The sequence below is a fragment of the Pseudoalteromonas sp. DY56-GL79 genome (assembly GCF_041414765.1).
In the GTDB taxonomy this organism is placed as follows: domain Bacteria; phylum Pseudomonadota; class Gammaproteobacteria; order Enterobacterales; family Alteromonadaceae; genus Pseudoalteromonas; species Pseudoalteromonas piscicida.
In genome coordinates this window covers 104,447-119,398 of record NZ_JANHZS010000023.1, presented here as the reverse complement: position 1 = coordinate 119,398, position 14,952 = coordinate 104,447, and the positions used below count along the sequence as shown (strand labels likewise).

17 protein-coding genes are annotated in these 14,952 nt (G+C 44.8%); 7 read left to right on the top strand and 10 right to left on the bottom strand.

Going from position 1 to position 14,952, the window contains the following annotated elements:
- Positions 1–365 precede the first annotated feature (365 nt).
- Entirely contained in the window at positions 366–911 is a 546-nt protein-coding gene (locus NO992_RS17060; RefSeq protein WP_039493095.1) for a gamma carbonic anhydrase family protein, read from the top strand.
- Here the strand turns inward: NO992_RS17060 and NO992_RS17055 are convergent.
- Together NO992_RS17055 and aroE are read right to left on the bottom strand one after the other, a co-directional pair.
- On the bottom strand, positions 897–1,130 hold the full coding sequence (locus tag NO992_RS17055; RefSeq protein WP_371379201.1) for a DUF1488 family protein: 234 nt from the start codon (positions 1,128–1,130) through the stop codon (positions 897–899). The two genes, NO992_RS17060 and NO992_RS17055, sit on opposite strands and share 15 nt — an antisense overlap.
- 2 nt (positions 1,131–1,132) lie before the next feature.
- On the bottom strand, positions 1,133–1,945 hold the full coding sequence (gene aroE / locus NO992_RS17050; protein WP_371379198.1) for a shikimate dehydrogenase: 813 nt from the start codon (positions 1,943–1,945) through the stop codon (positions 1,133–1,135).
- 29 nt (positions 1,946–1,974) lie between these two features.
- On the opposite strand from aroE, the gene NO992_RS17045 reads away from it, so the two are divergent.
- Positions 1,975–2,424: a group II truncated hemoglobin gene (locus NO992_RS17045; protein ID WP_010379482.1), complete on the top strand. Its 450-nt coding sequence runs from the start codon at positions 1,975–1,977 to the stop codon at positions 2,422–2,424.
- 105 nt (positions 2,425–2,529) lie between these two features.
- Positions 2,530–4,137: a methyl-accepting chemotaxis protein gene (locus NO992_RS17040; protein ID WP_371379195.1), complete on the top strand. Its 1,608-nt coding sequence runs from the start codon at positions 2,530–2,532 to the stop codon at positions 4,135–4,137.
- A 46-nt stretch (positions 4,138–4,183) separates the two neighbouring features.
- On the opposite strand, the gene hemF is transcribed toward NO992_RS17040, so the two are convergent.
- The 6 genes from hemF to NO992_RS17010 form a co-directional block, all read right to left on the bottom strand.
- Entirely contained in the window at positions 4,184–5,095 is a 912-nt protein-coding gene (gene hemF / locus NO992_RS17035) for an oxygen-dependent coproporphyrinogen oxidase (protein ID WP_371379192.1), read from the bottom strand.
- A gap of 8 nt (positions 5,096–5,103) precedes the next feature.
- Positions 5,104–5,682 (bottom strand): L-threonylcarbamoyladenylate synthase, encoded by a 579-nt coding sequence (locus NO992_RS17030; protein WP_371379207.1) that lies wholly within the window; start codon positions 5,680–5,682, stop codon positions 5,104–5,106.
- Positions 5,679–6,245: a type I DNA topoisomerase gene (locus NO992_RS17025; protein WP_010376795.1), complete on the bottom strand. Its 567-nt coding sequence runs from the start codon at positions 6,243–6,245 to the stop codon at positions 5,679–5,681. The genes NO992_RS17030 and NO992_RS17025 overlap by 4 nt, the downstream gene beginning before the upstream one ends.
- A 198-nt stretch (positions 6,246–6,443) precedes the next feature.
- On the bottom strand, positions 6,444–6,917 hold the full coding sequence (locus tag NO992_RS17020; protein ID WP_010376797.1) for a DUF494 family protein: 474 nt from the start codon (positions 6,915–6,917) through the stop codon (positions 6,444–6,446).
- Between the two features lie 4 nt (positions 6,918–6,921).
- Complete coding sequence (gene dprA / locus NO992_RS17015; RefSeq protein ID WP_371379188.1) at positions 6,922–8,004, bottom strand: DNA-processing protein DprA; 1,083 nt, start codon at positions 8,002–8,004, stop codon at positions 6,922–6,924.
- A 47-nt stretch (positions 8,005–8,051) separates the two neighbouring features.
- Positions 8,052–9,191, bottom strand: a complete 1,140-nt coding sequence (locus tag NO992_RS17010; RefSeq protein ID WP_253106261.1) for a LysM peptidoglycan-binding domain-containing protein — start codon at positions 9,189–9,191, stop codon at positions 8,052–8,054.
- 127 nt (positions 9,192–9,318) lie between these two features.
- Between NO992_RS17010 and def the strand changes: the two genes are divergently transcribed.
- The 4 genes from def to trkA are packed head-to-tail and all read left to right on the top strand — an operon-like array spanning position 9,319 to position 13,490.
- Positions 9,319–9,831: a peptide deformylase gene (gene def, locus NO992_RS17005; RefSeq protein WP_010376803.1), complete on the top strand. Its 513-nt coding sequence runs from the start codon at positions 9,319–9,321 to the stop codon at positions 9,829–9,831.
- A gap of 33 nt (positions 9,832–9,864) precedes the next feature.
- Positions 9,865–10,812: a methionyl-tRNA formyltransferase gene (gene fmt, locus NO992_RS17000; RefSeq protein ID WP_371379185.1), complete on the top strand. Its 948-nt coding sequence runs from the start codon at positions 9,865–9,867 to the stop codon at positions 10,810–10,812.
- A complete protein-coding gene (gene rsmB / locus NO992_RS16995; RefSeq protein WP_371379182.1) occupies positions 10,809–12,092 on the top strand; it encodes a 16S rRNA (cytosine(967)-C(5))-methyltransferase RsmB in 1,284 nt (427 codons plus the stop codon). The genes fmt and rsmB overlap by 4 nt, the downstream gene beginning before the upstream one ends.
- 6 nt (positions 12,093–12,098) lie before the next feature.
- On the top strand, positions 12,099–13,490 hold the full coding sequence (gene trkA, locus NO992_RS16990) for a Trk system potassium transporter TrkA (protein ID WP_276324810.1): 1,392 nt from the start codon (positions 12,099–12,101) through the stop codon (positions 13,488–13,490).
- Positions 13,491–13,496: 6 nt separating this feature from the next.
- Here trkA and NO992_RS16985 read toward each other — a convergent pair whose 3' ends face one another.
- Both NO992_RS16985 and NO992_RS16980 read right to left on the bottom strand, forming a co-directional pair.
- The gene (locus tag NO992_RS16985) at positions 13,497–14,180 is read right to left on the bottom strand and encodes a flagellar brake domain-containing protein (protein WP_371379180.1); all 684 of its coding nucleotides are present in this window, start codon (positions 14,178–14,180) and stop codon (positions 13,497–13,499) included.
- A 128-nt stretch (positions 14,181–14,308) separates the two neighbouring features.
- Positions 14,309–14,842 carry a hypothetical protein gene (locus NO992_RS16980; RefSeq protein ID WP_238322942.1) on the bottom strand — a complete coding sequence of 178 codons (534 nt, stop codon included), beginning with the start codon at positions 14,840–14,842 and terminating at the stop codon, positions 14,309–14,311.
- Positions 14,843–14,952 lie beyond the last annotated feature (110 nt).

The following is a 14,952-nucleotide window of genomic DNA, read 5'->3' as shown; positions in this document are numbered from 1 at the left end:
ATATTTTTAAAGAACGTTTCGAAACATTTCGTTGTTTCGAGGGATGTGCATTCTAAGCATTCCCGATTTTTTGTCAACACTTAATTTTGAATTTCTTTAGCAGAAGTTTCGAACTTAAGTTTTACTTGACGCTAACTCGTTGCTGCTTTGCTTTTCAGCGTGGCGCCCCGTTTCAGTGGGGTCGCATTATAGGGCGATCCGATTTTAGTGCAACCTTTTTTTTAAGAAAATTGCGAAAAAACGTTTGTTCGAGCAAAAATGAAGCGAAACGCTTATTTTTGACACTTTTTCTTATCTTTTTGCAGTTTTTTCGTACTAGAGTTTTACAATTCAACACTCTACACTAGTGACACAAGACACGAGAGATGAGTAATCTAGACATGCTTAGAAGTTATAAAGGTAAATCCCCGCGCTTGGCACAAGGCGTTTATATTGATGAATCATCCGTTTTGGTCGGTGATATTGAAATTGGCGAAGACAGCAGCGTTTGGCCATTGGTTGCAGCCAGAGGCGATGTGAACTACATCAAGATAGGGAAACGAACCAATGTTCAAGACGGCAGCGTACTGCATTTAACAAGAAAGAGCGCTTCAGTACCTGACGGTTACCCGCTTATTATTGGTGATGATGTGACTGTTGGTCATAAAGTCATGTTGCATGGTTGCAAACTTGGTAATCGTATTCTCGTAGGTATGGGTGCAATTATTATGGATAACGTCACCGTAGGAGATGACGTTATTATTGGTGGTGGTGCACTTGTCCCGCCTAATAAAAATCTTGAGTCCGGTTTTTTATATGTCGGTAGTCCGGTAAAACAAGCCAGACCCCTCACCGAACAAGAGCTACAATTTTTGAAAGTGTCTGCTCAAAATTACGTGGAACTGAAAGATGAATATTTAGAGGAAAGCTAAGTTTATCTCTCCTGCCTCATTAAACGCTTCATCCTCTATTAATTGCTCAGCCTGCATTTCATAATCGAATTGGTGCTGAGCAAAGTGTGCTATTGCGGCTTCCAGCTCAAGCTTGGTTGCAATTTTACAGCGGATCAGCTGACCACTGGCCATCGCCGTAAACGTTAATTCTCCTTGTTGATAACTGATGTCATCATTAAACAGTATTGCTTGGTTCATATTTACCCTCTAATAAGCCTAAATGTTTCGGACGTATCAGGTCTCACCCCTCGCCATTGGTAAAACGCTTCAGCGGCCTGCTCAACTAACATACCTATGCCATCTATCAATTGCGTTTGTTGATTGTGTTGCGCCACCCAGCCTAAGAAACTTGTTTGCTGGTCGCTGTAGAACATATCGTAGGCGACTAAGCAGGATGTAATAACAGTAGGGCTAACGTCTGGCACTTCCCCTGTGATGCTCGATGAGGTGGAGTTAATCACAATATCGAAACCAATGTCGGGGGTATTGTTTAAGCCACACCCTGTAACCTCTCCGTACGTGGCAAATTGCTCTGCTAGTTGCAATGCCTTTGACTCAGTACGGTTGGTCACGACAATCCGTTTTGCTCCGGCCAGGAGGAGCGGATAGATACAGCCTTTGGCGGCGCCACCTGCACCAATCAATAGTACGTTAGCTCCCTCAAGTTTAGTTTGGTGTTTCATGAGATCTCGCACCAGACCTGCACCATCAGTATTATCGCCTGTAATACTGCCATCTTGCTGTTTGATTAGGGTATTGACGGCACCAGCGAGCTTAGCTCGTTCGGTGAGGGTATCCGCAAAGGCAAATGCCTGCTCTTTAAAAGGTAAAGTCACATTCGCACCACAGCCACCTTGGGCAAAAAATGTCGATGCAGTTTGAATAAAGGCATCTTCTGGTGCCAAAATAGCCTCGTATTCTAATTGCTGCTGGCATTGCTGTGCGAATTGCGCATGGATTGCTGGCGATTTAGAATGTTTTATCGGATTACCGAATACCGCGTATTTGTCCATCGTTATAAGAGCGCCTTGAAAGAGTCATTATGAAGCAGTTAATTAAACGTATCTTTAATAAAGATGCAACCGTAGAACAAACAAATAGTGCCCCCACTCCAGAAAAAACACCTTATGAAATCATTGGTGGAGAACAAGGCGCGCGCGATCTTGCTAACCGCTTTTACGATATTATGGCAACCGACCCCTATGCAAAGCCGCTTTACGATATGCATCCACAACCATTAGATAGGATCAGACAGGTATTTTTTGAATTTCTTTCTGGTTGGTTAGGCGGGCCAGATCTTTTTGCAGAAAAATACGGCCACCCACGTTTAAGAATGCGCCATATGCCCTTTCCTATCGACCAAGATTTGCGGGATCAATGGATGCACTGCATGAATAAAGCATTGGACTTAGAGGTAGGAAATCCATTATTAAGAGAAGGATTAAGGCAGTCCCTCGCTCAGCTTGCGACACATATGATTAATCAGGAATAAAACTAAAGTATTAGTTAATTAAAATTACACGGCTATTTTGCGCTAGGTCAAATCCCGTTCTTGAGTAGAGATGCATAATCACTGTTCTAATTGTGTACAGGTGCGATGCGTGTGAAATCTATTCAACATAAAATTTATGCGTTACTGGCAGTGACGGGCGTGCTCGTCTTGATTGCCAGTATCCTTAGTAGCAGCAGTCAACAAAAGACGCTCGCTGAAGAAACCGTCGAAAGTAATATTAAGCTACTGGCAGATAATTACTTTGACTCTATCAATACTATGATGCTGACCGGCACCATGGCAAACCGTGAAATTCTGAGTGATAAAATTCGCAATCATCCAAATATCGAAGATGCGCATATTATCCGCTCCGAGCAAGTTAATAAGCTTTACGGTCCAGGTAATGCAAATCAAGCACCTAACTCTGAGGCTGAGTTTGATGCATTGAACGGGAAAGAAACCTTAGTTATTGAACAGCGCGACGGTAGTCGCATCATGACTTATTTAAAGCCGATGGTGGCCAAAGAAAGCTATAAAGGAACAAATTGCTTGGGTTGTCATCAGGCAAAGGAAGGCGATGTGCTCGGTGTTGTGCGGATCAGCTACTCTTTGGATGATATTGATAATACGGTACACACTAATACATGGTTTAGCACTGCGCTTCTCTCTGCTATCTTTATTACCACCTTTGTGATTTTAGGCGTACTTTTTAGGAAGCTCTTTATAGTACGACTAAAAACGCTAGGCCGAACCATGCGCCTAGCAACGACGAATAAAGACCTATCATTACGAATAGACGACCAAGTCGATGACGAGCTTGGACGCTTGGCGATTAACTTCAATAAAATGATGGATAGCTTTAAAGACAATATTGCGCAGTTATCCAACTCTTCGAAAATACTTATTCACTCAGCAGAATCTATATATGCCTCAGCGGAAACCACTGAGCTTGCCATTCAACAGCAAAAACAAGGGACGGACTCTGTTGCAGCCGCGATTAATGAGCTTGAAAGCTCTTCAAGTGAAGTAAAAAATACCACCCACTTTGCATCAGAAAAGTCGGATAGCAGCAATCACCTCGCAGAGGAAAGCATGGCTGTTGCTAATCATACTGAGCAAAGTATCAACCAATTAGCACAAGATGTAAGGCAAGCTGCAGAACAAGTTTCTCAGCTTCAAGCACAAACTCTTGAAGTGGGTAAAGTACTCGAAGTGATCAGTAGTATCGCGGAGCAAACCAATCTCTTAGCGCTCAATGCAGCAATAGAAGCCGCGCGCGCCGGGGAAGCAGGAAGAGGGTTTGCGGTTGTTGCGGACGAAGTCAGAACACTTGCGACACGAACACATGACTCAACCGATGAAATCAAACGTACTATCGATAAGCTACAGTCCGAGGCACAACAAACCGTGGCAGCAATGAGTGCTTCTTGCGAAGAAGCAGATGACCGCGCACACCAGGTCAAGAAAGTGGCACAAGCGCTTAAAGACATCTCGACACAGATGCACGAAATTAATGCCTTAAACCTGCAAATTGCCGATGCCACTGAGCAGCAAAACTTGGCCGCTGAAGAAATCAATCGTAGCGTAGTGGCGATTAGCGATAATGCTGAGCGCTCACTAGTTGATGCCCACGGCTCTAAACAGATCAGTGAAGAGTTGCTCACCCTTGCGCGCGATTTGGATGAGCAAGTACGCGGATTTAAATTAAACTAAGTGAACCGCTAAAAGTAAAAAGGAGCCGAGGCTCCTTTTTACTCTATTACATCGCCAACCAATTCTTTGGCGTAAGATAATTATACAGCTCAGCTTCTTTCGATCCTGGATCTGGCTGGAAGTCATACTCCCAACGTGCCAATGGTGGCATCGACATTAAAATAGACTCGGTACGTCCACCTGTTTGTAGACCAAACAATGTGCCTCGATCCCATACCAGATTAAATTCAACGTAACGGCCTCGGCGATATAGCTGGAATTGACGCTCTTGTTCGCTATACGGTGTATCTTTGCGTTTTTCAACAATAGGCAGATAAGCATCAAGGAAGCCGTTACCAACAGCTTGCATAAATGCAAAGCTCTTTTCAAAGCCCCATTGGTTTAAGTCATCAAAGAATAAACCACCCACACCTCGAGTCTCATCTCGATGTTTTAAATAGAAATATTCATCACACCACTTTTTGTAGTCACCGTATACCGCGTCACCAAATGGTGCGCACAAATCCTTTGCAACTTGGTGCCAGTGCTTCACATCCTCAAGAACTGGATAAAATGGCGTTAAATCAAAACCACCACCAAACCACCAAATCGGCTCTTCACCTTCTTTCTCAGCAATGAAAAAGCGCACATTGGCGTGACTAGTTGGAATATTGGGATTCTTGGGATGGATCACTAAAGATACCCCACAGGCATGGAAGCTTCTGCCTGCTAACTCTGGACGGTGCGCCGTCGCTGAGGCTGGCATAGAAGCGCCAAAAACATGTGAATAGTTTACCCCGCCTTGCTCAATAACATCGCCATTACGGATCACGCGAGTGCGACCGCCACCACCTTCAGCACGCTCCCAGGCATCTTCAACAAACTGAGCGTTACCATCGGCAGCCCCTAAGCCTTGGCAGATATTATCTTGTAGTTGTAATAAAAAGGCTTTAACGGTCTCTAGGTTTATTTTACTCATGGTACTTTTTATCCTCGGATCACTTGGCCAGTCATTGCATTTTTAATGACGCTTGGGGTCGTATTACCGCCTAACTCACCTTCAACATAATAGCCAACTTGTGAGCCAAACTGGCTACGAGCTTCCGACAACGAAGCAACTGGAGTTTGACCCGTTACATTGGCACTGGTAGATACAATCGGCTTACCAAAGCGTTGACATAACTGCTTTACAATGGGGTGGCTAGTAACACGAATAGCGATAGTGTCGTGTCCCCCTGTTAACCAATGCGGCGTACTGGCTTTCGCTGGCAATAACCAAGTAATGGCGCCAGGCCATGACGAAAAAATATCAGCGCGCTTATCCATCGGGATTTTATTGTCATCCACGTAGGGCAAACATTGACCATAATTGTCGGCGATTAAGATTAACCCTTTTTCTATGGGTCGAGATTTGATTGTTAGTAACTTAGTGACCGCATTTTGGTTATCAGGATCACAACCTAAACCATAAATGGCTTCCGTTGGATAACAGATCACTTCGCCAGCTTGAAGTGCTGACTCAGGCGTTGTTATTGTCGCAGCATCCGCTTTATTGTCATTACTCACGGTATTTCCACTATCTTTTGACATGATTTCTGCGGGCATTGTAGCACAGCTTTACCCGCTCGGGTTTTCTCCACCAGCACGGGCCAATGACACTCAGGGCAGGTCTGCTCTACAGGCTTGGCGTTCAAGGTATACTTACAACTTGGATAAGTGTCACAACTATAAAAGTGTTTACCAAACTTATTTTTACGCTGAATTAGGTTGCCTTTTTGGCATTTTGGACACGCTGGCAACGCCGCTGTGGGTGGCGCATCTTCATGACCAATATAGTGGCAATCAGGATACCCCGTACAGCCAATAAACATGCCATAGCGGCCATTTTTTATCACTAAATCTTTGCCGCATTCAGGACAAGCCACATCTTCTAGTACTTTAATTACATGGCTATCATGATGTGCGAGTGGGCGAATATAATCACAAGTTGGGTAGCTAGCGCAGCCAATAAATGGACCATTTTTACTGTTTTTGATTACCAGCTCAGAGCCACATTCTGGGCATACTTCATACTCTTTTTCTAATGCATGTTTGTCTGCATTAAATAATGCATGGTCTATTTTACTCATCGCTTTACCACCGCCCCCTTGTGCAAGTATGCGCCTAATATAATAGCCTCGTTTTTAGGGTCAAGGAAATGATGGAAATTCCTCCTTGCAAGTATTTGATATCAGTGTTTTCAACTAAGCAGGAACATTATTTGAAAGGCGGTAAGCTGAGGTCAGAACCTCAACTTACCGAAGGAAACTTGTCATGCTAGAACAGAGTTAATGAACTACAGATGCAGGCTCGGTAAAAATCAGATCTTCCATCTGCGCATAAGCATGTTCTTTACCCGGCACATTAAATAGCACCATTAGTATCACCCACTTTAAATCATCTAGGCTGATATAGGTTTTATCCAACGCGAATAAACGATCCATCACCATTTCTCTGGTGGTACTGTCAATCACTCCGACTTGTTCCACAAACATTAAAAAACCACGGCTCTCAACGTCTAGCATATTGCACTCGCTGTCGGTGTAGATCCGTGTTGCATGGTCCGGTTTAGCATTTAAATAGGGGTTTTCGTCACTGTGTTGTAAATCTGCAAGTTGCTCAAGCCAATCAAGCGCTTTGTATATTTCGCCTTGATTAAAGCCGGCGCGAAGGAGTTCATCGGTGAGTTCGTTTTGTTCGACAAAGATTTCTGCCTCACTGTGAATATAGTTCTCAAATAAATACATTAAAATATCAAACATCTTCTTAACCCCTCGCGAGTTTTATGTAGCCGTCGAGTACACGCTCTACTTTATCTTCGAGTTCTAGGTCCAATAGTCTGGCAATCACCTGCTCTACTGGCCACTGGGTCCTTTGCGTTAAAGTGTCAACTGACGTCACCTCAAAGCCAAGGTTTTCTAATACGGGACATTGCTCCTCTTTTTGCTCCCCTATTTCTATACTATATAGACTGTTTTCACAAAAAAAGCTCACTTCTTCCAAAATATCCTCAATATTTTCGGTGAGTTTTGCCCCTTGCTTGATCAGGTAATGACAACCGCTACTTAATCGATTTTTAATTGAGCCAGGGATCGCAAACACTTCTTTGTTTTGCTCCAGCGCATAGCGTGCGGTGATCAGCGAACCACTTTTTACTTCGGCTTCAACCAACAAAACACCCAAAGATAAACCCGAGATTATGCGATTACGCCGCGGAAAATGATTACTATTTGCTTGAGTGTTTGGTAAGAATTCACTCACCACCAAACCATGCTGTACGATCTCTTCATAAAGCCGTTGATGGCGTTTGGGGTAAACAACATCAACACCTGTCCCTAGCACGGCAATGGTTCCTCCTTGAACATCAAGTGCACCTTGGTGCGCTGCGCCATCAATCCCTCTTGCCATACCCGACGTCACCACCAACCCAGAACGACTTAAGCCCTGTGCAAATTCATGTGCAAGCCCAAGCCCGGTTCTCGTTGAACTGCGACTGCCAACAATCGCAATTTGTGGTTGTTTTAATAACGCAATATTCCCTCTGCAAAATAGTACTAAGGGAGAGTTACAGATCTCTTTTAGTTGCTCGGGATATTCAGGAGAAAACAAAGATACAACATGAATTTGCTGACGTTGACAGTAAGCCAATATGTGCTCGATACGAGACCAATCTGTGCTCGCTAAGTTAGCAGCAATATTTTCTTGCAGCCCAAGCTTACAAAGCTCATCTTGGTTTAATGTGAATAATTGCGCAAGGGGGACGTGATTAAGTAATGCGGTGATGGTTTTGATACCCAGCCCTTGGCACAGGGTTAATGCCAAAGCTTGAGCTAGTTTAGCTTGTTTCATACTCTCTCCTTGAGTTTACTGACTCACTCAAGGAGAAATTCTACCACTTAATTACTGGCAGTTTCCTTGAATGCTTGTACATGATCACCAACGCGGATCGGCTCCGAAGTTTCAACAACCATAGCGTAGCTTAAGTCTTCATACACTTTAAAGACCATTAGCTCACCGACTTTTTCCTTTGGCATATGCCATACCACGCTATCGTCATCGTTTTCCTCACCAAACCAAGATCCCATTTCGGTGATCAGTTTGTCGAGTCTTGATGCATCTTCAATATAGCGCGGACCGTGCTGGCTTTCTATAACTGTAGGCGATTGCCTTACGATATCAAGGACATGTCCCTCTTTTAGCTGCGCTTTACTGCCCACATCCAGCACCACTACGCTCATGGTGCTAAACTCTCTGAGTTTATTATCGCTCGCAATAATACGGCCCAAAGTTTGCTGCTCAGGGCGAGACATAGAAAACTGTGCCGGAAAACTTTGTCCTGTAGATATGGGTAGTACAATATCCCCGGCCCTAACCTCTTGTTTGGCAACTTCTAACTGTAGCTTTGCTGGACGCCCCGCCACGATATCTCCCTGCTCAACCACATGGCCTGAACCAACTAACACGGCTTCCAAGCCAAGCAGTTGTTGGTTGTCTAAGGTACGGTAGGTTTCACCACGACGATAGATGGCATAGTGCCCGCCTTTGACTAAATCAGCTTTAACGTACAAGAGATGACCCGGAGTCGCATTTTTAATATTGCGATTGGCTCCCAGTACTATTGGACTATCAGAAAACTCCGACTCAGAAAGCGCTTGCTCAAAACGCAAAAAAGGTTCCATGATAGGGAGTGGTAACGTAGGAATGGCAGCCGCTTTTTGGTTAACAATACGCGTATGCGGCGACAGTTTCTTCACCCCTTTGTCTAACACCAGCATCGGATTACCATTTTCATCGTAGAGTAGTTTAAGACTGTCTCCTGGATAAATCAGATCTGGGTTTTGAATACTAGGGTTCCACTGCCACAATTGCTTCCACTTCCATGGAGAACGTAAGTACATTTTTGAAATATCCCACAAGGTATCGCCTTTTTTCACCACATAACGCTGCGGCGCATCTGCTTTTACAGACAAAGTGTCCGCTTTCACAGAGAAAACTGAGCAGCCAGCGAGTATTAATGCAGCAATCGGATATTTCATGATGGCTTCCTTGTGGTTATTTTTGGTTATTATCCACCAAAACCTGTTAAAGGGGAACTTGAATGGCTAAAATAAGACCATACACTAGCTTACAACAGCTTACACGATAAATTGATTTAGGGTAATCATGGCCATATTAGAAGTTTTAAAGTTCCCAGATGAGCGTTTACGCACTGTCGCACAGCCTGTAGCAGAGGTTAATGACGAAGTACGTCAAATAGTTAAAGACATGCTGGAAACTATGTACGATGAAAATGGTATCGGCCTTGCGGCTACGCAAGTGGATATTCATCAGCGAATCGTCGTTATTGACGTTTCTGAAGAGCGCGACGAACCGCGCGTATTAATCAACCCAGAAATAACCAAACGCGATGGTTCTACTGTGAGTGAAGAAGGCTGCTTGTCAGTGCCATATTCATACGCAAAAGTAGATCGTGCTGAAACCGTCACGGTAAAGGCAACAAACGAACATGGTGAAACGTATGAATTAGACGCAGATGGTCTGCTTGCCGTTTGTATTCAACACGAATTAGACCATTTAGTTGGTAAGCTATTTATCGATTACCTATCACCACTAAAGCGTGATCGTATTCGTAAGAAGCTCGAAAAAGAAGCTAAGCTCGCTGCGAAGCAAGCTTAACCAACCTCCAACTAACTGACTTTAGGGTATTTCGTGAGTAATCCTTTGCGTATCGTTTTCGCAGGCACGCCTGACTTTGCAGCGCGCCACCTTGACGCACTTATTCAATCACAACATGACGTCGTGGCAGTGTACTGCCCGCCCGACCGCCCGGCTGGACGTGGTAAAAAGCTCAAAGCATGTGAAGTAAAAGTGCTAGCACAAGAACACAACCTGCCAGTGCTACAACCGCAATCATTAAAAACACCGGAAGCACAGGCAGAACTAGCTGCACTTGGCGCCGATGTCATGGTTGTTGTTGCCTACGGGGTATTATTACCAAAAGCTATTTTAGATACTCCTCGACTCGGGTGCCTGAATGTTCATGGCTCAATTTTACCGCGATGGCGAGGCGCAGCACCTATTCAGCGTGCTATTTGGGCTGGCGACAATGAAACTGGCGTAACGATCATGCAAATGGACGAGGGCCTAGATACCGGTGATATGTTGCACATCTCTCGCTGCCCTATTACAGCTACTGATACTAGTGCAGATCTCTACAACAAGCTTGCTGAACTTGGCCCTGACGCGCTTATTGATACACTAGCACGCTTATCTGCGGGCGAGATCACGCCAGAAAAGCAAGACGATACACTAGCGAATTATGCTAAGAAGCTAAGCAAAGAAGAAGCCGACATTGACTGGCAGATGGAAGCTGCGCAAATTGAACGTAACATCCGCGCATTTAATCCATGGCCGGTTTGCTTTACCAATATGGCAGGTAACAGCGTCAAGATTTGGCAAGCGAAGGTAATAGATGAGCAAGGTGATGCAGGTCATGTGCTACGTGCAGACAAACACGGTATCGTAATTGCCTGTGGCACACAGGCATTGGAAATTCACACCTTGCAACCACAAGGTAAAAAGCCCATGTCTGCACAAGACTTTTTGAATGGTCGAGCCGACTGGGTAGCAATTGGTGCTAAGGTTGGTGACGCGTGAGTAATGTACGCGCACTCGCTGCCCAAACCCTATTTCAAGTCGTCGATAAAGGCGCGTCGTTAAGTGCTCAACTACCACTTGCCACCAGCCAGTTAGACGGTAAAGACAAAGCCTTGCTACAGCAAATTTGCTACGGCGTATTAAGATATTTGCCTTCACTTGAACACTATTGCCAGCAGTTACTTGAGCAACCGCTTAAAGGTAAGCGCCGTGTTTTCCAGTTTTTGCTGTATGTGGGTATTTACCAACTACAACATATGCGCGTACCAGCTCATGCTGCAGTAGCCGAAACTGTAAACGCACTCACGCCACTAAGAGCGCCTGGCATGAAAGGCTTAGTTAACGCAATTTTACGCAGCTTCCAACGTCATCAGGTCGAACTAGAAACCAGTGCAGCCGAAATCCCAGCTTGTTTATACAACCACCCGGGCTGGTTTATCAATCAACTAAAAGCGGCTTACCCAACTCAATGGCAAGCTATTTTAGAAGCGAATCAACAACAAGCACCAATGTGGCTGCGCGTAAACCAATCGCAATTCTCTACTGCCGATTACGCAGCTCTGCTAGACCAAGAAGGGGTAGCCTATCAGCTTCATAGCGAATACCCGGACGGGATCTTGCTTGATAGCCCGATTGACGTTTATGCGCTACCACAATTTGCCGCTGGCGCTTGCTCAGTGCAGGATGCAGCCGCCCAAAAAGCAGCGAGATTATTAGCACCACAAGCAGGTGAAAATATCCTTGATGCTTGTGCCGCCCCAGGCGGTAAGACTTGCCATATTTTGGAGTTAGCAGACGCCAAAGTGACTGCAATTGACGCTGATGGTGATCGCTTGCAACGCGTAGAGCAAAACCTTGAGCGTATCGGATTGTCGGCCAAATGCCTTGAGGGCGATGCAAGTGACCCCGAAGCATGGTGGGATGGCGAGCAATATGATCGCATCTTATTGGATGTACCTTGCTCTGCAACTGGCGTTATTAGAAGACACCCTGACATCAAATGGCTAAGACGCGCTTCTGATATTGATAACTTGGTGACGTTACAGGCACAAATTATTGATAAAATCTGGCCATTGCTTAAGCCCGGTGGCACACTAGTTTATGCTACCTGCTCGGTACTGCCGCAAGAGAACCAGCAACAGATCGCACGCTTTCTTTCTGTGACCCCTGATGCGACGCTTATACCTTTGCATGATGCAGACACACAAACACAACCAGGCTTGCAGCTATTACCCGGATTGAGCGATGGGTTTTACTACGCAAAGTTGACAAAACAATAATAGAAAATCGACCTAACCAATATGAAAATCATCATCTTAGGCGCCGGCCAAGTCGGCGGGACACTGGCAGAAAACCTCGTCGGTGAAGAAAATGAAATTACCGTTGTCGACATCGATGGCGAGCGCTTAAGAGAGCTGCAAGACAAATACGATTTACAGGGAGTCACTGGCCACAGTGCTCACCCTGAGATCTTACGTCAAGCAGGTGCTGAAGACGCCGACATGATAATCGCCGTAACCAGCTCAGATGAAGTCAATATGATTGCGTGTCAGGTTGCCTATAGTATTTTCAATACGCCGACCAAAATTGCGCGGATCCGCTCTGAGCAGTACTTAAAGTACAAAGAGAAGCTGTTTCATAATGACGACCTACCGGTCGACCATTACATCGCACCGGAGCAGCTTGTAACGCAATATATCCGCAGGCTAATAGATTATCCAGGCGCTTTGCAGGTGCTGCAATTTGCCGAGGGTATGCTGTCACTCGTGGCGGTTAAGGCTTATTACGGCGGTTTACTCGTTGGCTATGCACTTTCTGCATTAAAAGAGCATATTCCAAACGTCGATACCCGCGTTGCCGCTATTTATCGTCAAGGCAAAGCCATCAAACCACTCGGCACCACCATAATTGAAGCCGATGATGAAGTTTTCTTTATCGCCGCAACCAAGCATATTCGCGCGGTCATGAACGAGCTACAAAAGCTCGAACGCTCTTACAAGAAAATTATGATTGCAGGTGGCGGTAACATAGGTGCGGGACTGGCCAGCTCATTAGACAAGAACCATAGCGTTAAACTTATTGAACGCAATCAAGCTCGTGCCACACAATTGTCTGAAACGCTCGATAATACGGTGGTTTTTTGTGGCGATGCCTCAGACCAAGAACTGCTATCAGAAGAACATATAGAACAAGTAGACGTGTTCATCGCGGTGACGAACGACGACGAAGCCAACATTATGGCTGCGATGCTTGCAAAACGTATGGGTGTACAAAAGACTATGGCGCTTATTCAACGTGGTGCCTACGTCGATCTCGTGCAAGGTGGCGACATTGATATTGCTATCTCACCACAGCAAGCGACTATCTCAGCACTACTCACCCATGTTCGCCGTGGTGATATCGTTAACGTTTATTCATTGCGTAAAGGTGCAGCAGAGGCCATTGAAGCTGTCGCACATGGTGATGAAAACACTTCTAAAGTTGTCGGTCGTGCAATTCGAGATATTAAATTACCACCGGGCGCGACTATCGGTGCAATTGTCCGTGATGAAGATGTACTGATCGCACATGACGATACCATTATTCTCTCAGGTGACCATGTGATCATGTTCCTGATTGACAAAAAACAAATCGGTGTTGTGGAAAAACTCTTCCAAGTAAGCGCTTTATTCGTTTAAAGCGCCCTAGGTATCTTGTTGATCTTGAAAAATAGACAAATCGATTAGGTAATCTTTTAATACACTACGGATTATGTCCGGAGCTGAGGTTAAGTGAATACCTAAAGAGACGATTTTATCATGGCTCTTTATGCGCCGAATATCGCCCTCTAGCGTGATCTGATTCCCTTCTTTTCCTTCAATGAAAACCTCACATTTCAGCCCCTCTTCCATATGCTCGGCATCAATCGACGTTAAGTCTAGCTGTAAACCAGCAAGTGAAATGTCTTTTATTACCCCAACATCTCTACTGCCATGGCAGTGAAATTTTGCGGGGATTAAGGTTGGCACACGGTTTTGCGAGCGGAGTTTGTAGGTTTGTACTTTTTCGGGTAAATAAAGAAAAATAAGCCGCGCGGGATGGACTGAGACCGCTTTTATTTGCGATTTGAATGCAATGACTTGCCCATCGCCATTCTCGAGCAAAGCTCGGACGATAACCGAAGTCCCTTCCATCACAAAGTCCAGCGCCGCGCCTAATCGCTTAGGGTTGGGATGGTTAAGAATTAAAAACGCCCCTTGGAGCATACCGACGTATTCTGTTTTTACTCTTTTGCTATTTGCCGGTAAACAAATTTCTAAGTCAACAATACTTCCTGCGCTGATAGCGGTGAGCAAAGTATCCTGCCCAACCTCCTGAGTTTTTAACATGGATCCAACCCTTCCTGAGTTCACTCTACTACTTTTTTATTGTAGCAGTTTTAGCGGAAGGCTATTTAAAACTGAATTCAGATTAATTACAACTCTTCGACTACCAACAATACCTAAAAAGGGGTCAATTACTTTACTAAAAAGTGGCTTTTTAGCATTAATGCGCCATCTCTTAGGGTCATCATTCTGCTTTGTACTTCGAGTGAACTTTGTGGCAATGCGAGCTCTTCAGCTTCAATAAACAACATCATAGGTTCGCTATTGCGCTTAGCAACAAATAATATACCCGAGACATCACGCTTGAATAAACAGCCCACTCCCTCAGTCTCAAAATCATCGACAATTGCTGGTATCTGGCGCTTTTGCCAGAGCTCATTTTCTGAGATCACTTGAACAACGAAACGCGCACCGCTCTCACAGCCAACTTGATGAAATAAGTCATAACTCTGGGCACGACCTAATGTAAGCTGATTAAGCTGCAAGTAACCGACTTCATCGATTAAGCTATTCAACTGTATTACGCTTCGTTCTATAAGCTGCATACCTAAACCCTGCTCATGGCTAGCAGCAAATCCCTTTATCACTTTAAATCCTTTATCTGAAAAGCGTGTGGCAAGCAATATCGTCGCCTCCAAGTTAAATCGTTGTAAAAATACTGACACTTGAAAACCCCGAAAATCCGAGTTTTTGAAATTTTTATTAACTTCTTCTTTGCGAAGTTCAAAAATAAGATGACAACTTGTCACTAGAGTGGCAGAAACGAGGTAATGAC